17 protein-coding genes and 1 pseudogene are annotated in these 20963 nt (G+C 39.7%); 5 read left to right on the forward strand and 13 right to left on the reverse strand.

The features are described from left to right. Positions 1 to 65 precede the first annotated feature (65 nt). From AC4CU0_RS09280 to AC4CU0_RS09305, 6 genes and pseudogenes are all read right to left on the reverse strand, one after another. Positions 66 to 1668: pseudogene (locus tag AC4CU0_RS09280) on the reverse strand (GMC family oxidoreductase). Positions 1669 to 1883: 215 nt separating this feature from the next. Then, positions 1884 to 2567 (reverse strand): class I SAM-dependent methyltransferase, encoded by a 684-nt coding sequence (locus AC4CU0_RS09285; protein ID WP_490743001.1) that lies wholly within the window; start codon positions 2565 to 2567, stop codon positions 1884 to 1886. A gap of 63 nt (positions 2568 to 2630) precedes the next feature. Then, positions 2631 to 3407, reverse strand: a complete 777-nt coding sequence (locus AC4CU0_RS09290) for a Rossmann-like and DUF2520 domain-containing protein (protein ID WP_490743002.1) — start codon at positions 3405 to 3407, stop codon at positions 2631 to 2633. A 227-nt stretch (positions 3408 to 3634) separates the two neighbouring features. Beyond that, the gene (locus AC4CU0_RS09295) at positions 3635 to 3847 is read right to left on the reverse strand and encodes a hypothetical protein (RefSeq protein ID WP_078193638.1); all 213 of its coding nucleotides are present in this window, start codon (positions 3845 to 3847) and stop codon (positions 3635 to 3637) included. Positions 3848 to 4178: 331 nt separating this feature from the next. Further along, complete coding sequence (pepN, locus tag AC4CU0_RS09300) at positions 4179 to 6788, reverse strand: aminopeptidase N (protein ID WP_490743003.1); 2610 nt, start codon at positions 6786 to 6788, stop codon at positions 4179 to 4181. A gap of 354 nt (positions 6789 to 7142) precedes the next feature. Beyond that, positions 7143 to 7418: a hypothetical protein gene (locus tag AC4CU0_RS09305; RefSeq protein WP_490743004.1), complete on the reverse strand. Its 276-nt coding sequence runs from the start codon at positions 7416 to 7418 to the stop codon at positions 7143 to 7145. Positions 7419 to 7910: 492 nt separating this feature from the next. On the opposite strand from AC4CU0_RS09305, the gene AC4CU0_RS09310 reads away from it, so the two are divergent. The 3 genes from AC4CU0_RS09310 (at position 7911) to thiM (ending at position 10362) form a co-directional block, all read left to right on the forward strand. After that, a complete protein-coding gene (locus AC4CU0_RS09310; RefSeq protein WP_078193641.1) occupies positions 7911 to 8174 on the forward strand; it encodes a hypothetical protein in 264 nt (87 codons plus the stop codon). A gap of 149 nt (positions 8175 to 8323) precedes the next feature. After that, positions 8324 to 9481 carry a hypothetical protein gene (locus AC4CU0_RS09315; RefSeq protein WP_490743005.1) on the forward strand — a complete coding sequence of 386 codons (1158 nt, stop codon included), beginning with the start codon at positions 8324 to 8326 and terminating at the stop codon, positions 9479 to 9481. A gap of 11 nt (positions 9482 to 9492) precedes the next feature. After that, a complete protein-coding gene (thiM, locus tag AC4CU0_RS09320; RefSeq protein ID WP_490743006.1) occupies positions 9493 to 10362 on the forward strand; it encodes a hydroxyethylthiazole kinase in 870 nt (289 codons plus the stop codon). 100 nt (positions 10363 to 10462) lie between these two features. Here the strand turns inward: thiM and AC4CU0_RS09325 are convergent, their stop codons facing one another. The 3 genes from AC4CU0_RS09325 to AC4CU0_RS09335 form a co-directional block, all read right to left on the reverse strand. Then, positions 10463 to 11014: a hypothetical protein gene (locus AC4CU0_RS09325; protein ID WP_490743007.1), complete on the reverse strand. Its 552-nt coding sequence runs from the start codon at positions 11012 to 11014 to the stop codon at positions 10463 to 10465. 19 nt (positions 11015 to 11033) lie between these two features. Beyond that, positions 11034 to 11762 carry a hypothetical protein gene (locus AC4CU0_RS09330; RefSeq protein WP_490743008.1) on the reverse strand — a complete coding sequence of 243 codons (729 nt, stop codon included), beginning with the start codon at positions 11760 to 11762 and terminating at the stop codon, positions 11034 to 11036. 381 nt (positions 11763 to 12143) lie between these two features. Further along, on the reverse strand, positions 12144 to 13664 hold the full coding sequence (locus AC4CU0_RS09335) for a TerC family protein (protein ID WP_180102689.1): 1521 nt from the start codon (positions 13662 to 13664) through the stop codon (positions 12144 to 12146). A 617-nt stretch (positions 13665 to 14281) separates the two neighbouring features. Between AC4CU0_RS09335 and AC4CU0_RS09340 the strand changes: the two genes are divergently transcribed. Next, the gene (locus tag AC4CU0_RS09340) at positions 14282 to 14746 is read left to right on the forward strand and encodes a MarR family winged helix-turn-helix transcriptional regulator (protein ID WP_078193646.1); all 465 of its coding nucleotides are present in this window, start codon (positions 14282 to 14284) and stop codon (positions 14744 to 14746) included. A gap of 20 nt (positions 14747 to 14766) precedes the next feature. On the opposite strand, the gene AC4CU0_RS09345 is transcribed toward AC4CU0_RS09340, so the two are convergent. Beyond that, the gene (locus tag AC4CU0_RS09345; RefSeq protein ID WP_490743009.1) at positions 14767 to 15426 is read right to left on the reverse strand and encodes an SOS response-associated peptidase family protein; all 660 of its coding nucleotides are present in this window, start codon (positions 15424 to 15426) and stop codon (positions 14767 to 14769) included. Between the two features lie 38 nt (positions 15427 to 15464). On the opposite strand from AC4CU0_RS09345, the gene AC4CU0_RS09350 reads away from it, so the two are divergent. Then, on the forward strand, positions 15465 to 16451 hold the full coding sequence (locus AC4CU0_RS09350) for a hypothetical protein (RefSeq protein ID WP_490743010.1): 987 nt from the start codon (positions 15465 to 15467) through the stop codon (positions 16449 to 16451). Positions 16452 to 16527: 76 nt separating this feature from the next. On the opposite strand, the gene AC4CU0_RS09355 is transcribed toward AC4CU0_RS09350, so the two are convergent. From AC4CU0_RS09355 to AC4CU0_RS09365, 3 genes are all read right to left on the reverse strand, one after another. Next, positions 16528 to 17970, reverse strand: a complete 1443-nt coding sequence (locus AC4CU0_RS09355) for an aldehyde dehydrogenase family protein (protein WP_490743491.1) — start codon at positions 17968 to 17970, stop codon at positions 16528 to 16530. A 110-nt stretch (positions 17971 to 18080) separates the two neighbouring features. Further along, the gene (locus tag AC4CU0_RS09360; protein ID WP_490743011.1) at positions 18081 to 18557 is read right to left on the reverse strand and encodes a hypothetical protein; all 477 of its coding nucleotides are present in this window, start codon (positions 18555 to 18557) and stop codon (positions 18081 to 18083) included. A gap of 88 nt (positions 18558 to 18645) precedes the next feature. Continuing rightward, complete coding sequence (locus tag AC4CU0_RS09365) at positions 18646 to 20808, reverse strand: malate synthase G (RefSeq protein WP_490743012.1); 2163 nt, start codon at positions 20806 to 20808, stop codon at positions 18646 to 18648. Positions 20809 to 20963: the final 155 nt, after the last annotated feature.

Raw genomic sequence — 20963 nt, forward strand, 5'->3', positions numbered from 1 at the left:
TTTATTGCTGTTTTTGATCTAAGATTTTTCTGTGTTGTTTCAAATCACAGGAAAACTGCTTACACCTAGGCTACTTGCGCTTGGAGCTGACTTTGACGAATCATATCCAGGGCTTTTTCAGCAATCATCACTGTTGGGGCATTGGTATTGCCATTCACCACAGAAGGCATGATGGAGGCATCGACTACACGAAGGTTTTGAATCCCGTAGACTTTCAATTCAGGGTCAACCACAGACATCTCATCTACGCCCATCTTACAACTACCGACAGGGTGATAAACCGTATCCACACGCTGACGTAAGATTGCACGTATGTCATCATCTGTTTTGACCAGTGAGGTAAATAAATCTTGCTGATAATGACTCGATAAAGACGGCGACATCATTAACTGCTGCGTCAACTTAAAACCTTGTACCAAATCTTCTAAATCCTGCTCATCCCCTAAAAAGTTTGGATCAATCAATAATGGAGCATTTACACTAGAACCACTCAATTTGATCGTACCGCGACTTCTTGGATTGAGCAGACACACATGACACGACAAACCATGACTTGCATGAAATTTCCGTGCATGGTCATCTACTAACGCCACGACAAAGTGTAATTGCAAATTTGGCATTGCTAAATTGGGTGAAGACTTTAGAAAACCACCGCATTCTGCAAAATTTGAAGCAATCATGCCTCGTCGTTCCTTACGATAGCGACCAATCTGCTTAAACATATCAATTGAACCCGGTAAAGATACGCCAAATGTGCCTTGGTATTCTTTGACTTTATAACCAAAAATGAAATCTGGATGATCGTGAAAGTTCTTTCCTACACCCGGTAAATGGTGTTTCACTTCAATGCCATGAGCTTGAAGTTCAGCCTGGTCTCCCACACCCGACAACATTAAAATCTGCGGTGACTGCATCGCTCCAGCACTGAGCAAGACTTCACGTCTGGCTTTTAGGTGTTTCATTTGCCCTGCATGGTGTACTTCTACGCCAGTCGCGACTTGATGTTCTATGGTAATTTTATGCGTTGTTGCTTTGGTCAATACAGTTAAATTTGGCCGATCTAAATGTGGAAATAAATACGCACGTGCCACACTACAACGCTCTCCATTGATATGCGTAACCTGATAAACCCCTAAGCCTTCTTGTTCTGCGCCATTAAAATCATCGAGGACTTTATGGCCTTGTGCACGAGCCGCTTCGGTATAGCGTTGATGGAAAATATTGTCACTTTGTACATCTGTGACGGATAGAGGGCCGTCATTTCCGTGGAATTCATTCTGTATTCGGTTGTTATTTTCTGAGCGAATAAAATATGGCAAGACCTCATCATATGACCAGCCAGTATTGCCCTGTACCGCCCATTGATCATAATCATTTTTATGTCCACGAATATAAATCATGGCATTAATACTGGATGAACCGCCAAGGCATTTTCCACGCGGTTGATAGCCTTTACGACCATTCAAGCCAGCTTGCGGCACAGTTTCAAAGGCCCAATTATTGATTTTAGTCGGTAAGCTCACCACGCATGCAGCTGGAATATTGACCGTCCACTGATCACCTTGCCCACCTGCTTCTAGTAAGCACACAGATATATTCGGATCTTCACTGAGGCCATCCCGCACTTCCGCCACCAATCACGATATAATCAAATTCCATTTTAGACATTATTTTCATCCAATTGATTCTTTTTATAAATGCACAATAAGTGATTTAACGCTGACTGAAAAGTTTCTTTTTTAAAATAATGAGCGTGCTACTGTGCAAAAAGGATGAAACTGTTGATCGAAATTTTGAGGCATACGTTACTCATGCAAGATAGCAACAATATCTATCCAAAATGATCAATGAATTTAATACACCCAATTTTGGACTTTATTATTTTAATCTATAGCCGTTTTAAAAGCACAGTAAGCTACGTAGCTGAAGATTTGGCTAAAACAGTTGATTTGATCAAAGCCTATTTCCGTTAGTAAACTTTGATAGTGCTGCTGGCTAATCAGCTCAAAATCATCCTCTAAACGTTGCATCATTTTTGTCGCTTGCGATGCAGATAAACCCTGCATTTTGCAAAACTCAGGCAGTACATGCTGCTCAAAACGCGAATGAGTTTGCATCAAGTCAAAACTTACAAAAATGCCCTGCGGTTTAAGCAATTCAAAAGCTTTTGCTAAAAAGACCGTTTTCTCTGACAACGCAATGAAATGCGTCACCAAGATACCCAGCACCGCATCAAAACAACTCACTTGCTCAAAAGTTGTATGACTGCCCAAAACAAAATTGACGCGATGCAACTGTCCAGCGGCTTCAACACGTTGCCGTGTTTGATTCAGCATGTTTTCAGACAATTCTGTAACGGTAAATGACCATGTTGGATTCAAGGCCATGAGATACCCCAATTCATAGCCCGTTCCACATCCAATGATCAATATACGGGCATCTTCAGCGACATGGCAATTCAACACCGCCTGAATCTGTTGATGGACAAGTTCATAGCCGGGAATTAATTTTCGTATATGCGCATCATAAATTTCGACCACTTGCGGGCTATTAAAATCTTTTGCCATGTAACATCCTCTTTGACATGCATTTCTAATGCTAATAAATATTCATTGTTCTTTATAGATTGTTTATTTCTGATGATGTCCAAGAATCTGCTGACTCAGCATTTCATAGACAGCTTTCAGATCGACTTGATCAGCTTGCTCAAGCATTTTGGCGTGCATCTGCATGATATTTTGATCCCCACGCATTGCAGGGCCTGTTTGCATGTTACGCGGTTCAGCCTGAGTCGCTTTATTGGCTGTCTCTAAAATCAATGGATAAAGCAAGCTAAAATCGACGTATTTTGCATCGACAACCTGCTTTGCCATGTCATAACAATAATTACTAAAATTACATGCGAACACCGCAGCAAGATGCAGACTTAAACGTTGTGCCGAATCATATTGATAAACCCTTTGGCTAATGCTGTTTGCTAAATCTGTAAGTGTCGTCAAATCTGCAGAGTCGGCCGCTTCTACAAAGATCGGTGTCGACATCCAGTCCACATCTCGATCTAAACTAAAGGTTTGTAAAGGATAAAACACCCCTGCTCGCGAATGCTGTTGGGTCAGTACCGTGATATTGGTGCTACCTGACGTATGCACAATCAAAACTTGTGGCAGATAGGCTTTGACTTGCTGAATAACGGTTGCAATCGATTGGTCGCTCACCGCAATGATCAAAAGATCAATCTCAGCATTCAACTTAGTTGGGGTATGAATAGCTTCTGCACCTACTCTTGCTGCAAGTTTTTCTGCATTATCGAGATTTCGCGCATAAACTTGCACAATGTGATGTTGTGGATGAAGCACATTGAGCAAATGATGTGCAACACGACCTGCACCCACAATACTGATTCGCATATAGTTTTAACTCATTTTGGATGGCTACAGCATGTCAGGAAAATATTGGACGTGCAAATCGAGTTGTATCGATAGAATGATTTATTTTCAATACTTCCCATCAATTTCGCTCAGATAAGCACAAAAAAAGGGATGCGCTTCATCCCTTTTGCTAGATATCAATCTGAGTGTAATTCATATCATATCGCTTTCAATCTAGACAATATCCACGATATACACTTTAGCTTTTACGATTTACCAATGATTTGATTCAGAGTCTGTAGGTATTGTTCTGCATCGCGGCGCGCATTGAATTTCTTTTCAAATACACCTGTGTTTTGCACACTATTGGGTGTGTATTCTACCGAAACAACAAAGGTATCAAGCAAATCTCTATTAATTCGAATTGCAATAATATGATGTGAGTTTAAATAAAAACCTTCATCAACCTTAACTAACATGACCCGCCTCAAAATCTTGCACAATGAAATAGATAAAAAATCTAAACATTCATGAACTTGGATGCCTTACCGCATACAGTCATTCATATGTTAGACCTATTTTATTGTAGCGCCATTATGTGATTTATATTGCAATTATTATGTAATTTAAATAAATGCTCAGAGAAAATTTTTGAGTTTCAGCCATCTAAACATGATTGATTTTCAATTCTAGCTAAAGATTGGATAAAAAGACTGGATATAAAAAAAGCCTGCTGCCATAGCCATGGCAACAGGCTCATTTCAGTACGACTGATTTAACTCAAATCAATCGTACAGAGAGGTTGAATGATTAAACACTTAACATGCTATTTAAGGTTTCTGATACATTCTTCGATTTCACGACAGGTTTAAGCGCTTCAAGTTCGGCTTTGACTTCACTACGCTGCGGCTCTGCCAACGTGTACCAACGGGACAAAATTTGCAGTAACCGTGAACCGACAATTGGATTTTTCTCATCGAGGAGTTTTGCCAATTCAACAATATGCTGCACACCAAAGCTCCAAGTGTTGACAGGATTGCTATTTAAGCCACCAGTAACCGCACGAATACGGTTCGGTACTTTCAAGTCATAGTCAGGATGAGCAGTCAGTGCCTTAATGGTTTCCGCAGTTGCTTTCGGATGTGCCGCTTGCAACATAAACCATTGGTCCATCGACAAAGCTTCATTCTTAAAGCGTGTATAGAAGGTTTCTAAAGCTTGCTGTGCTTGTGGTGCATCATTCCAAACCAATACTTTTAAAGCACCAAGACGTTCAGACATATTGCCTGTAGAGCTGAATTGTTCATAGGCCAATTCAAATACGGATGCATCGCCTTGACGTACCATCATACTCAACATGATGTTTTTCAATGCACGAACACCCATAGCTTGTGAAAATTCTTTCTGCGCATCTGGGTCTAAAGTTGCATAAGTCTCTTTAAAGAAAGCATCTAACTCACGTGCCACACGACTTAAAAGTGCTTCACGCTGTTCTTGCACTTGGGCAGGACTGTAGTCGGCATCAATACGGCTACCTAAATAACCCTCTGTCGGTACATCGAATAAACGTGAAGCAAGTAGTGGATCACGCTCAACCAATGCTGGTAATGTATTTTGAATAGCTTGAACATAGATGTCGGCATCATGGCCATTTAACAAAATACGTTCTAACAAGGTTTGGCTGGCTTGCCATTGGTTAAAACCATTCGGCTCGTACTGCATCAGGAAAGCAAGCTCTTCATCTGAATAGTTAAATTCAAGATTAACAGGTGCAGAGAGATTACGCAGTAAAGACACAACAGGCTGGGTTTTTACACCGCTAAATGTAATGGTTGCAGTATCGGTATCAAATAAATACACACCATCTTTAATGCCATTTTCAACCAATGCATCTGAGCTGAGAACTAACTGTTCACCACTCGTCGCATCAAACAATGCCAAAGCCACAGGAATAGGCACAGCTTTTAAATTTGGATATTTCGGATGCGCTTTTAAGCTTTGTTTCAAGCTTAAAGTATAGGTTTGATTTGCAGCATCATACTCACCTTTTGCTTCAAGTTTTGGTGTACCCGGTTGGTTATACCAAATCAAGAAACTCGATAAATCTACACCTGAACCTGCTGTCAGTGCTGCCACCCAATCTTCAACAGTCACAGCTTGACCATCGTGGCGTTTGAAATATTCGTCAGTACCTGCACGGAATTTTTCTTTGCCCAGGAGTGTCGCCATCATACGGTTAATTTCCGCACCTTTTTCGTACACTGTTGCTGTATAGAAGTTATTAATTTCAACAAAATGATCTGGACGCGGTGGATGTGAAAGCGGGCCTGAATCTTCTGGGAATTGGTGTGCTTTTAACACTGCAACGTCATCGATACGTTGTACCGCAGCAGATTGTAAATCTTCTGAGAACGACTGATCACGGAATACTGTCAAACCTTCTTTTAAACAAAGTTGGAACCAATCACGACAGGTAATACGGTTACCCGTCCAGTTATGGAAGTATTCATGTGCAATCACCGATTGAACGCGCATGATCGCTGCATCAGTTGTATATTCTTCATCAGCAAGCACACAAGAGGTGTTGAAAATATTCAAGCCTTTGTTTTCCATTGCACCCATGTTAAATGCACTGGTTGCCACGATCATATAATTGTCTAAATCATAAGGACGACCATAATGCTCTTCGTCCCAACGCATCGAGTGCTTTAAAGCTTCCATCGCAATATGACATTTTGGAATGTCTTTTTCTTCTGCATAGATTTCTAAAGCAACATTACGACCTTCAGACGTCACATAAGAGTCTTTGAGTACTGCCAAATCACCAATCACACAAGCAAATAGATACGATGGTTTTTTGGTTGGATCTTGCCAAACGGTATAATGACGACCTTCCCCGGTTTCACCCGCTTCAATCAAATTACCATTGGCAAGTAATACAGGGAATTTTTTATCCGCTTCAACACGTGTAGTAAATACCGATAGCACATCAGGACGGTCAGGATAATAGGTAATTTTACGGAAGCCTTCAGGCTCGTTTTGAGTGACGAATAAATCGCCTGCCGCTTGGTATAAGCCTTCGAGCTGAGTATTGCTTTCAGGATGAATCACAACTTCGGTTTCAATGACAACTTGGTCAGGCGCATTTGAAATCACCAGTTGTTCTGCATCGACCACATAGGCATCTGCTGGCAAAACTTGACCATTTAAGCGAATTGATTTGAGTTCCAAATCACGACCCAATAACACCAAATCCCCTGCCGTTTGACGCTGCATCACTAATTTTGCATTTACATTGGTATGGTCATCAAAGACTTGAATATCAAGATCGATACTATCTACGACAAATGATGGTTTTTGATAGTCTTTTAAATAAACAGTTTGGTCTGCTTCGACCACTGGATTTGCCGCAATATTCATATCTCGTCCTATTCCTTAGTTATTGCTTCATCAGCTTTTTGAACACATTGTGAATGACTTGATCATACGACAAGATGCATAAGCTGTCTTCGCATTTACAATGATTTATATATGGGCTCAGCGCATGTTGTTTTCAATCATCTTTATAGAATAATTTAAAGGCTGGCACATATTTTCGCCATGTTTAAGCAAAATAAATGCCTGAGTTGAGTACAGCTATAACAATGTGCAAATTTTTTTATCTACCTAAAATAAATAAAGCGCCTATATACTAGAAAGAGAAAGTACAGGTGCTTAATCCATCTGTACGTTCAAATTATTGCGCTCAAACTTTCCTGCTTAAGACTTAGAGGATTATTGATTTGCGAAAATTAAATCGAGTGCACTGTAGTAGTCTGCTGCAAAGTAAAATTGAAATGCCGTGACTTTTGAGGTGAGGAATTGCTGAATTTCTTCCGTCGCACCCGCCACATAAATTTTAGATACTTGATGTTGCTGAGCCAGGCCCAATAACTCGATCGTCTTTTCTAGTGTTTGATCATGCCCAATAATCAGCGCGCCAACCGTACCCTGTGGCTGCTTATATAATTGCATGCGAGTGATATTGCTGTTTTTAAGTGCGTCTGACATGTGTATTCCATACAAAGAAAGGATAAAAAGATCAAAACCTTTAGAAATCCAGCTGAATCATACTGTGTATCAAGTTCAGTAGATTCCGCTTGGTTTCAATCCTAGAAGCCTAGATCATTAGAATTATAAGCTCAATATATACAAATATACTTTTCAAATCCAATCGCTTAGCTGTTTCCTTCCAAAAAGCACCTAAGCTCTCAAATAATCTCAGTCTTCTCATTTGGATTTGATTGCATACTTCTGTTTAAACCATGCACCAAGATGTTTCTTTTTCAACAGTTTAAGCATTTTGAGAATGCATCTGAGATAGCAATATACATCAATATTATTTTGTTACTTTTCATTTAATGTCTTATTTTCAATATCTTAGAAAATACATATACAGTTTATCTGCTTTAAAATCTCTACTCAAAACATTTGAGCATGCGTTTTGCATCTACTTAATTGCCAAAAGCAAAATATTCAGGCTAAAACAAAAAGAGGTGCATTATGTTTATTAAAGAACACATCATCCGTATTGAAAATATGAAGACCCTGCAAGCGCTTGATGCTGCAAATATCGATCATCAGGTAATTGCAATGTTTATGACCTGCGAAGGGATCCCACTCAAAGCCTTTGAGGTCAGTTCATTACTTAATTCATATAGTGCATTAGGCACTAAAAAAGTCGCGTCTAAAAAAGTGCAAGCTTTAATACAAGCCAAACAACTTGGAGAGGAGGACGAATCGATTCCATGCCCAGCCGCCTATTAATAATCCATTCTGACTAAAAGCTGCATCATCACTATGCAGCTTTTTTTATTTGTCGACATATCGCCTGAGCTGCCGCAACTGAAATTGCAAACCCGTCTTTAAACAGAGATGTGTATAATCAATTTAACCTTTCAAGAAACGCTGGCAACATGTTCAATATTCTACGCAAACAAATGGATGAAAGTACGCAATGCCCGTTGTGTCGTGCATCTATGTATTGGGTAGATGCTGAAAAATTAGATGAGCAAGAATTTAATTTTTACCAGTGTAGCCACTGTCATCATCAAATATTTCCAGAACAGCAATATAACTGCCATTGTGAAAACTGTCAGGCCGCGCGAAAAAAACTACTGAAAGAAACCCGCTTACAAGAACAGCGTAAACTTAAAAATAAAGATATCGTTGAGCGTGAATTAAGTGAACTGAGTTTTTTACAGAAACTTTTTTTGCTGGCTTTATTGGATAATCACGTCCAAGAACATACGGCGCATCAAGAATTTATCGACTGGGACGCTATTAAATACCACAACATCAGCCCGAATTATCTCTTTCAACAGTCACTCAAAAAGCATCTCGTGCATGAGCAAATTTTGATTGTGAAAGATGATGCACTACAAGCTGAACAGTATTATATCAATGTCCGTCTGGATGGATATTCAGAGCCCAGTCTTTTTAGCGTAGCGCAGCAACTCCGTCATTGGTTTTATGAAAATTTAGCCTTGGGTGTTCCCTTTAAAAGTGCTGACGAAGTGAAAGAATGCTTGTATCTCCTACTTTTTCAAGAAATTGTGCAATTCATGCAGTTTTACTGTAAGACATGGGGTATTCAAATTGCAGGGAATAAAAGCTTTCAAGTGTTCTGTTATCGCCTACTCGACCATCTAGCGGTTGGGCAGATTTATTATATGATTCAGTCAGCACTCGAATACCTACATAAACAAAAAGCTCTGCAAGTGCGTAATGAAAATTTCATTAATACCAATCTGTTAAAAAAGACCTTACAGCAATATCGTGAACGTGGCTTAAAGGAAAAATGGGAAACCTTTACTCTCCCTCGTCCGCCACAATTACCGTTTAGTAAAATGAGTGAAATTTTGCTCTTTAACTTTTTAGGACTCGATGAAAGTATCTTTGTGCAACCGATACGTCATGCTTGGAAAAAAATCGAACCTCGCTTAAATTTTTATTCCACAAAGCGTTGCATGTACTGTGGTTCACAAGAACTCTCTGTCGATTATGATGCCGCAGATTATGTGACCCTGTTCTGCCGTAATTGTAAACATCAAGACCATTACTTCACCCGCTAAGGGAGAAAACGATGAATCAATCTGAAAATTTTGAAACGACCATGAACAGTGAATTGACTGACTTAAATAGCCCGCTTTTGCAAAGCGTTATTAATGCGTGGATTGAACTTCAATCCAAACAACCTTTGGTGCATATCATCACTAATGTAGTTGCGAGCAATTATGTGGCCAATGTCCTTTTGGCTGCGGGTGCTTCACCTGCAATGATTGACAATCCCTTTGAAGCGGAAAGCTTTGCCTCGATTGCCAGTGCATTAAATATCAATTTAGGCACGCCAACGTCTGAACAAATGCAAGCCATGCAAATTGCTGCACAAACAGCACAAAATTTAAATAAACCTTGGGTGCTTGACCCTGTCGGTTATGGCCCCGTTTTGCCGTGGCGATCTGAAATGGTTGACCAATTACTCCAGTACAAGCCAAGCATTATCCGTGGCAATGCATCAGAAATCAGTGGTCTTGCAGGGAATCAAGGTGAATCACGCGGTGTCGATAGCACGCTCAATAGTGCAGAAATTTACTTAAATACTGTGCCCTTGTTAGAACACTGTGAATGTGTGGCAATTTCAGGCGAATCGGATTTCATCTTATCGAAAGAAATGAATGCGGTGATACAGGTTAATGGCGGTTCTTACTTACAACCCAAAGTAACGGCTTCGGGCTGCGCTTTAGGTGCATTAACAGCGGCGTATTGCGCCGTAAGTGAAACAGTTACTGCTGGCACGGTCGCTGCACATTTGCACTTTGCGATTGCGGGTCAAAAAGCCTATGAACTAAGTTCAAGCGTCGGCAGTTTTAATGTTGCATTTTTAGATGAAATTTATAATCTCAATGAAGACGATTTCAATCAACTTGCCAACATACAAATTTATGCACTATGAAGCTAAGATAGCTTGAGAAAAACAAAAACAGCTTAAGTAAAGGACTCAAGCTGTTCAGGGATTCATACTGTTTTGTACTAATTAATATGCGACAAAAAATTTACTGTGCCATACTGTCACTTGCAGCATTGGCATCAAACATTTCTGAATCTTCGATAGTTTCTGTTGGATTACTCAAAATCATGTCGAGGTCATAATCATCCGCATAGACGATATTTTTGATTTTTGAACAGTCTCCACCACTCATTTCATAATTTAATACTTTGGCTTCATCACCAATTTTAAACTCAGCGCGAACCACATTTTTATTTTCATCAAAACTCAGTTTAGGTTGAATACCCTTTTTCGAATCTTGCTGCGGATCTTGGCTATCCGTAAAAATATCAAAATCCACATTACACGCTTGTTGCGACTGTTTACAGCTAATTTCCGCTTGCATACGCTCCGCTAACGATGGCTCAAAATAGGCAGCAAGTTGATCTTTACTCAAAGCATGTAATTTCAACTCTTGATCATAGATTTGTTTAACCAGTTTTTCGGGGGCAACACATTTCTGCGATTGTTCCTGTACTTTTTGCTCTGCAGGCTGACAAGCCGTTAAAAAGATTGCCGCACCGAAACCGAATAATCGATATATCGTCATTTGTCGCATAACACATCCATGTCCATCATTAAACTGCCCGCCCAACTGCCAGATTCATACTTGCTTCAAAGATGGTTGAAACATTTAATTTACAAATACACATTAAACCCATGCCATCAAAATAATCTGGCACGTGCTGCATAAAAAATTGAACATGTTCATCAGATTTTTTCCGTAGCCGCACCAACTGCTCAGGCGTCACCTTCGGTAAATCACAACGATGAACAAAAATATCCTCAGCCCGATGCTGCACATCATGCTGACGGATTTTATAACTATTTAAAACATCCATATACTCTGTGGGCATCGGGACACCATGCCTTGGATAAAACTTAACAGAGCGCGAGGCAAATAATGTATATACCTTTGGTTGTGCAAATGTAGCCACAAACCACATCGGAATCGCTGGAAATCGAATCTGATGCTGCATCGCCACTTTAATCGCCGAGTTTAAGGTCAGGTTTTTCCGACGATAATCAACCAATACCCCTGCCCGTGAATTAAAAATAAAAATCGGCCGATTGTTATGCATAATTTTTAATATACGCACAATATTTTGCCCGATCAGTTTATCGTGCTCAAAATACTGAATGATTGGTAATGCAACAATATCGGGGTCATGCATGTATTGATAGAGTTGTTCAATCTTAGAAGTTGGGAAAATACATTGATCAAACTCCCAGAGCCGTTGAAACAACTCATGTTTTTCTTCAGTCGTGAGTTTGCAAAAATCAATGATATTCTCAGTGATCGCCATACCAACACCCATTTTCTTAATGGATTAACTTTGATGTTTTTTCAAAGTCCCTAGTTATAAAGTTTTCCGAAGCGGTATTTAAATGAAATAAAATTATTCATAGATCATCAATGATGATTAAAACCCCAAGTTAAAAATGAATCGCTATTTACCCTCTTGCTTTTTTAAAATCAACCCTATCAATATTTTTTACTTTTGAACCGCTTTAACCCTCTAAAAGCTCAAAAGTTGCAGCGTTTTTTGACTGTTACATCATGTAAATATAATACGTTTTAACATCGTGAATTGCAGCCCTCGTTATATAGGATTTCTTATACTTTCTAGTCATAAAAAAAGACAGCTTCGAAAAGCTGTCTTAGGGTCATTTTTAATATTTGAGCATTAGGCCTGGTAATAGATATCAACCGTTTTAATGCGGTTTTCATCCATTGCCGTGACTTTAAATTGAATGCCTTTAAAATCAACCACAGTACCGACTTCTACATTGCCGTGGGTCTGATCTAAAATAAGACCTGAAACACTGATATAACCATCATCTTCTTCGATCAAATCCAGCATTTCCAATTCAAGTTCTAACTGATACAGATCGAGCATGCCTGAAGCTTTCCAATGTTCATCATCGATTTTAATCAAATCAAGTTGTTCATCCGCATCAGGGAATTCACCAGCAATCGCTTCAAACACATCGAGTGGTGAAATCAGACCTTGTACCGCCCCAAACTCATCCGTAACCAGCACCAAAGAGCCTTTAGAAGTCCGCAAGGTATTAATCGCATCAATCACCTTCATCTTTTGGAAAATAAAGATCGGACGATGACGTTTAATCAATGCTTTTAGATCATCTTCACTGTCTAGAACATCAATAAGTTCTTTCGCGCGGACAATACTAATCACTTTATCCAAGCTACCACGACACACAGGGAATAAACTGTGCGGCACTGAAAGGACTTGCTCACGAATTTGTTCAGGTGTGTCATTTAAATCCACCCAAGAAATTTGATTACGGGGAGTCATGATCGACGCAACTGAACGCTCTGCAAGCGTCAACACCCCCCCAATCATGTAACGCTCTTCGTCTGCAAAGGTTTCTTGCGCCTGATTACCAACTTGATCGGATTCTAAGCGCCCACCCATCAGTTTTAAAATACTGTCCGCAGTACGATGACGTAATGGAATTTTCGCTTCATGTTTTTGAGCATTGCGTTGACTAAACTGGTTAAAGGCTTCGATGACAATCGCAACACCAATACCTGAGTAGATATAGCCTTTCGGAATATGGAAACCAAAACCTTCTGCTATCAAACTAATACCGATAAGCAATAAGAAGCTTAAACATAGGATCACGACGGTCGGATGTCGGTTTACAAAAGCCGTTAGCGGTTTAGATGCAAGTAACATCACTGCCATTGCCACAATCATTGCAGCCATCATGACATAAATGTTGTCGACCATACCGATCGCTGTAATGACAGAGTCTAAAGAGAAAACCGCATCTAAGACAACAATTTGCGCAACTACTGCTGTAAAGCTGGCATATGCCACTTTTGTTGTCACTTGAACTTCTGGTTTACCTTCTAATTTCTCATGCAGCTCTGTGACTGCCTTATAAACTAAGAACAATCCACCGAACAATAATATGAGATCTCGACCAGAGAATGTCCAATCAAAAACGGTAATCAGGGGCTTTGTTAATGTGACCAACCAAGAGATTGCAAATAACAATCCTAATCGCATTAATAATGCGAGTGAAAGACCAAGTACACGAGCTTTGTCACGTTGTTCTGGAGGGAGTTTTTCTGCCAAAATGGCAATAAAGACTAGGTTATCAATCCCTAGTACAATTTCTAAAATAATTAATGTAAGTAAACCAACCCAGATTCCGGGATCTAACAAAAATTCCATTAGCTCTCTTCCTCATTCTGGATTGTGAAAATATCTTCAAGCAGACCAACGCACGGCGACGGATCCATAAATTTAACCTGTGTAACTAGAGACCATTCCATTATGCACAATCTTGCGCATTTGTAATGTATTCAAGCATATTTTTTCGCATCAACTATATGACAAAATGTTAAGAAACGCTGAATGCATTACAAATCGAATGGGCGATATAAAATACACATCTAGATGTTAAAACCTACTTTTTGAGATCTCCTCTTCCACTTTAAAAAAGTATGAATTCACCTGACTTTTAATTAAATGTAATTAAGGACGCTTGTAATAGATTGTATGACAAATCTAATGAATTATTTATTTCTACCTTTTGGTAAAAAATATTAATATTCAATTCAAATTAAAAACTTATTTATTTTCACTACACTATCTCTATACTTAACCTTATTTTTAATTTCTGTTAAGCATTTAGACAGAATATCAATATAATCTATTTAGATAATCTAAAAATGAGATATCTTCTACTTTCTATTTTTTTATTGTGAACTCTTGCTATTACCCTCTATTTTTCAATAGAATGTTAAAACATTAAATAAAATTAAAACAAATATTCAGGGGACTCCTTTATGACAAAAAAGTATTCAAAATTTTTACCATCCACCGATGACTTTAGTTTAGAAAATTTTCCTTTCTACTGGGTTACTCAGGTGCATTCACAATATGTTTTAAACGTCGACCATGCATTGAAAAAGTATGGCGTTGATAATTCACGTCGTCGTATCCTGCTCGCACTCAAGTCTAAACCACATGCTAGCGTTTCAGATTTATCTGAAATGGTCGTATCTAAAATGTCGACCACAACCAAGATCGTTTATCGCTTAAAAGATGAAGGCTTGGTAGATACTTATTCTTGTGAAGATGATGCGCGTATTACCCGCGTCGTGTTAACCGATAAAGGCACTGCTATGACGCAGAAGATTAACGATCTAACGAATGTCGTTCTAGAGCAATCTTTTGAAGGCTTAACACCCCTACAAATTGAAAAAACCATGGAAAGCTTAAAGCATATCTTTAAAAACTTAGCTCGCTAAGCATTTGCATCACCGAAATATCAATCGAAAATATTCAGTTGGGGACTGATTTTTTCGATTTTTATTTTGGGTGCGTGTGCACATTCAAACTCATCAATAGGAAAACCTTGTACAAAACTTTGGATGTTGGGTGATTTCCAACTCAGCCACTCTTCCAACCTCGCATGCGGAATTACAATCACCGAACGTTTTACATTGCCCGGCTCATGAAAGTGCTTCATCATCTCATGCTTAATAGCGTCCATCGTAATCATGGTACTTGAACGTACAATCTCATCACCTTGTCTACAAATGTCATATAAGGCAGCAATATAAAACGCTTCTCCATCTTTGCGCTTAACACTCCAACGCTGCGGCTTATTATCAATATACATTGACTCATAAAACTCAGACACGGGTATTACGCCAAACTTACATTTTGAAATCGCATTAATAAACGTAGGCTTTTGATACAAAGTTTCATTTCGGGCATTATAGGTTTTAAGTGCAATTGATTTGTCTTCGGCCCATTTAGGCACCATGCCAAAACCCACTTTTCGCCACTCTAGCCCTTGCTCAGGCTTAAAGAGTAGCGGCAAATCATAATTTGGATAGACTTCCTCAGGATATTCAAAGCTGATTTCAGGCAAGTTTTGAGACTTTAATTGCGATAAGGTAATCGGTTTGAAATTAGCACACATATTTGCCATAATCCGCAAAAAATCAATCTTTATAATAAATGAAAAATCTAGACCGAAGTCGCTTTATCGTCTTAATTCTAAGTATGTGCCTGTATCCAACCGCACATGCCGCAAAAGTCTCTGTACATACCGTTTCATTTCTACCTTTTAGTCTCGACGCGCTCTATCTCAACGAATATCCATTTAAACAAGACCTAATCAATGAGACTGAGATTCCTGCAGGCAAGTACCGCATTCAGTACAAGCATTTACGCAATCAGCAAATGATCAGTACACATCATTGGGTGACGGTCAAAAATCTTCCCAACACCCAAGAACAACAATTTTCATTGGTCATCCTGCCTGATGGTGAAATGATCAATGTCTCTGATTTTAAAATTACATCTCCAGAGATGTTTCCTGAAATCCGTTTTGCAAAACGTGCTCAAAATAGTTATCGCTTGATGCAAAATCAGCAAAGACAAAGAGATCAGTTTGGCGTGATTTTTCCTGACGTAGATGAAGCCCATACGACGGAATTGGAAGATCAATTTGGCTGGTTTACCTTGAACGAAGATGGAGGGCGTGTCAGGACTAATTGTACAGGCACGTTTAAAATCAATCCTCAAGATGCGCTCCCCTATTTCACTACTGCAAATTCAGCTCTTCAGTTTAATTATCAACAAGGAAACAAAATACATAACGCATATTTAGCGTTTAGTGATAACAATCCGCTTATTCCAATTGCAGATCGAACAATTCATGAGGCAACAGATTACAAAAATGGCTTGAAGTTTGATGTGTATATTCACAATATCCAAAAAATGAAAACCGAATCTATTTCCACTAATCATTCAATCTACAATTACAAGGTTCAGGTCAAGCTGTATATGACGGCCTTGCAGCGTAAACCTATGCTGTTGATGAATCACAAAATGTACTATCAAGATAACTGTTCAAGTCAGGATATTGGCGCTTTTCTGTATTACAAAACACGTTGGAGCCGTTTTTGGGACTATATTCTGCCTGATATTTCATGGAAATAAACTAAAAATGTCCTGCGTAACAGAACCTGCAGTGAAGTCTATTACACAAGATTAAACAGACTTCACTTTGAGTATTTTAAGCAGGGAACGTTTGCCAATGGGTGCGGGTGAATTCCTCAAATATCCACTCACCATTAAAACGACCAAGCCCTGAATTACGTTCACCACCAAAGGGTGCATTAGAATGATCCGCCACACTGATGCCATTGATATGCGTCATGCCTATATCTAGTTTGGCAGCAAACTCTCCGCCGCGCGCTAAGTTTGACGTACATACCGCACTCGATAAACCAAATCGGGTTGAATTCGCCAATTCTAGTACATGTGCTTCATCTCGCGCTTTTAAAATCGGCAAGATTGGCCCAAAGCTTTCTTCCAATGCAATATCAGCGTGTGCATCCACATGGGTAAAAATATGCGGTGCAACCAATTGACCTTCAATGCCGCCTGCATAGGCTAAAATTGCATCTTGCTGAATAGCATTTTGAATAATGGTTTTTAATTTATCAACCTGCGCCTTGTTGATGATAGGCCCTATGAGGGTTTCAGTAGCATTTGGATCACCGACCACAATACTTTTTACCCGCTGAATCAATTTTTCAACATAAGCATCGTGCAAGGATTCATCCACAATCACTCGATTGGTACTCATGCAGATTTGTCCTTGATGCAAAAAACGCCCCATCACGGTCAGTTCAACGGCTAAATCTAAATCGGCATCATCTAAAATCACTAAAGGCGCATTACCGCCAAGTTCTAGCGCTAAACGCTTAATCCGTGAACTTCCTAGTGCTTTCACCCCGACCTGCTGACCCACTTCAGTTGAACCTGTAAATGAAATCATTTTAGGCACAGGATGCTCTACAAAATAGTCGCCAATTTCACTGCCACTACCTGCAACGACATTTAACACGCCATGCGGCAAGCCCGCTTCTTCAAATAATTTTCCGAGCAACGTTCCACCTGTCACTGGCGTGTCACTTGCAGGCTTCAACACCACACTATTACCGCAGGCAATCGCAGTCACCACAGAACGCATCGATAAATGAAATGGAAAATTCCACGGGCTAATCACCGCAATGACACCCAAAGGTTTGCGCAATACAAAACTCTTTCGACTCGGGTCTTTACTCTCTAGCTCCACGGTTTGCATTTTTTTAGGAAAACTCAGCGATTCTTGGATAATGCCAACCGCTGCATCAACTTCAATATTGGCTTTTAAACGTGTACTACCAGATTCATCAATCAGCCATTGAATAATTTCTTCTCTTCGTTGCTGAATGGTATGAGTTAATTTAGTGATGACTTGCTGACGTACTTCAATGGACTTGGTTATTTCTGATTTAAAGGCAGCTTCTGCAGCACTATAAGCACTGTCTACATCGACACTGCTTGCAGCCCGCAATTCAAAAATTTCTGCTTGGCTAAAGGGATTGATATTCTTGATGTGGCGCGTTGACGTCCCTGCCCGCCACTGCCCACCAATATATTGCAAATCTAATGCGGTATAAGCTGACATCGTTTCCATCCCATCTTATCATTCATCCCAATGTAAAGGCTTCAGCATCGAAAAGCTATGAGAAAAACAGGAAGAAACTTTATCAATAATTTATTGTACAGCGCTACAACTTAAACAGGATGATTAATCTGCTGCATGGCTTTATAGATCCGCCAATAAATATAACAGCTAATGATGACTTCAAAACTCAGGTCTTTAACTGTGGTGAGTTGCTCAAGTGCAGCCTCTTCCATGTTTAGGGTCAACATAGGTAACAGCCCTTCGACAACCACAGCGATCAAGATAAAGAGGACTAAACTCTGAATCGTCACCGGCAGATACAATGCAATAAAGCGCTTTAAAAAATCTCGGCCTTGCTCGCCGCCATTGGCTTTAAATATGGCATTCACCCAGCTAATCAGCAGACCAACTTGTAAAACAAACGAAGCCCAAGCTTCTGTAGGTTTGGATTCTGGGGTTAACGTCAGTGCTAAGTAGCTAAAGAAAATCAATATTGAGCTGGCAATATAGTAGTTTTTATAATGGGTTTCTGAGACTTTATTCAGTCTTATATCATCCACCAACCGATTTACATTCCATAAATACATGGCGTTTCCTTTTCATTTTTTATGTCGACATTCTAACTTTCTAAAGTAATAAAAAAAGCCTCCGAAGAGGCTTTTTTTGATTTACAGATTAGTCACCTGTATAACCTTTTAATTTTAAACGGTAAGCATGAAGAAGCGGCTCTGTATAACCAGAAGGCTGCTCGCCACCTTTGAATACTAAGTCATAAGCAGCTTTGTATGCATAACCATCAAAGCTTGGTGCCATTGGCGTGTAAAGTGGATCGTTGGCATTTTGCTCATCCACAACTTTCGCCATGCGCTTAAATACTTCTTCAACCTGCTCAGCAGTTACGATACCGTGACGTAACCAGTTCGCAACGTGTTGAGAAGAAATACGTAAAGTTGCACGGTCTTCCATCAAACCAACATTGTTGATGTCTAGAACTTTTGAACAACCTACACCCAAATCAACCCAACGAACCACATAACCCAAGATACCTTGAAGGTTATTTTCGAGTTCTTTGGTTTTCTCTTCTTCAGACCAGTTTGTATCTGTCGCTAAAGGCGGCGTTAACAAGTCATCTAGAGATAGCGGTTGAGTATTCAACAACTCTTTTTGACGCTCAGAAACATTGCACTGATGGTAGTGAATCGCGTGAATAACAGCGCCAGATGGAGACGGAACCCATGCACAGCTTGCGCCAGCTTCTGGATGCTCAATTTTCGTTTTATACATATCAAGCAACATATCTGGTTTTGGCCACATGCCTTTACCGATTTGCGCTTTACCACGTAAGCCGGCTTGAAGACCGATCATCACGTTACGGTTTTCATATGCAGGGAACCAGATTTGAGACTTCACTTCGCCTTTACGAACGAATGGACCTGCTTCCATGAAAGTATGGATTTCATCACCCGTACGGTCCATGAAACCTGTATTAATAAAGATCGTACGATCTTTCGCTTGCGCGATACAGTTTTTCAAGTTCACAGAAGTACGACGTTCTTCGTCCATGATACCGATTTTCAAAGTCTTCGCAGGTAGACCAAGCGCTTGTTCAGCACGCTCAAATAATTCAACTGCAAATGCAACTTCTTCTGGACCGTGCATTTTTGGCTTAACGATATACATAGAACCTTTACGAGAGTTCTTGTTTTCGTTTTCACCTTTGATGTCTGCAAAGGTCAATAACGGTGTGATCAATGCATCCATGATGCCTTCGTAGATTTCAGCACCATCTACAAGGATCGCAGGGTTTGTCATCAAATGACCTACGTTACGAAGCAACATCAATGAACGACCGTGAAGCGTAGTTTCACCACCGATTAAATTTTTGTGCGTACGATCTTTATTTAATGTACGCGTGATGGTCTTACCATTTTTCTCGATTGACTCAGAAAGTGTACCTTTCATTAAGCCTAACCAGTTACGGTAGCCTTCAACTTTCTCTTCAGCATCAACTGCTGCAATTGAGTCTTCTAAGTCTTGAATTGTGGTTACCGCAGCTTCAAGAACTAAGTCTTTAACGCCAGCAGCATCTGTTGAACCAATTGGGCTCGTCGCATCAACTTCAATGATTACATGTAAACCATTGTTTAAAAGCACGATTTCAGTTGGTGCAGCTTCGTCACCATTAAAACCAACAAACTGAGCTTCTTTCGCTAAAGTTGCAGTTGAGCCATCTTTTAGGCTTACAACTAACTTTTTGCCTTCTACCGCATATTTAGTTGCATCTGCATGCGAACCATTAGCTAGCGGGAAAGTTTCATTTAAGAAGTTTTTAGCAAATTCGATAACTTTTGCGCCACGAGCTGGGTTATAGCCCTTACCTTTTTCCGCGCCGCCTTCTTCAGAGATCACGTCAAAACCGTAAAGCGCATCGTAGAGTGAACCCCAACGTGCGTTCGCAGCGTTTAAGCAGTAACGTGCATTACGCACAGGTACTACCAATTGCGCACCAGCCAATAATGCGATTTCTTCGTCTACATTTTCTGTGCTGATTTGGAAATCTTCTACTTCTGGTAATAAGTAGCCAATTTCAGTAAGGAAAGCTTTGTAAGCTTCGAGTTCAAATTTGTTGTTGCGGTGCCATTCATCAATTTTAGCTTGAATGTCGTCACGCTTAGCCAATAGTGCTTTGTTCTTTGGGCTAAGATCGACAACGACTTGTTCAAAGTTTTTCCAGTAAGTTTCACTGTCTAAACCTGAACCCGGTAGTGCTTCATTTTCGATGAAATCGTAAAGTTCTTTAGCAATCGCTAACTTGCCTTTTTGAATACGTGCAGTCATTGTCTTTCCTGATATTGCTATTTTTTATAACAAGAGATTCTAGTATACCCATTTATACTTTGCTGAATAGTACTATCACATTCCTAAATAATGATCATTTTCTATGTAATGAAATACCCTCATCATTCAACATAATAAAGATCAGAAATACGACG

This window comes from Acinetobacter sp. LipI_15 (genome assembly GCF_058242865.1).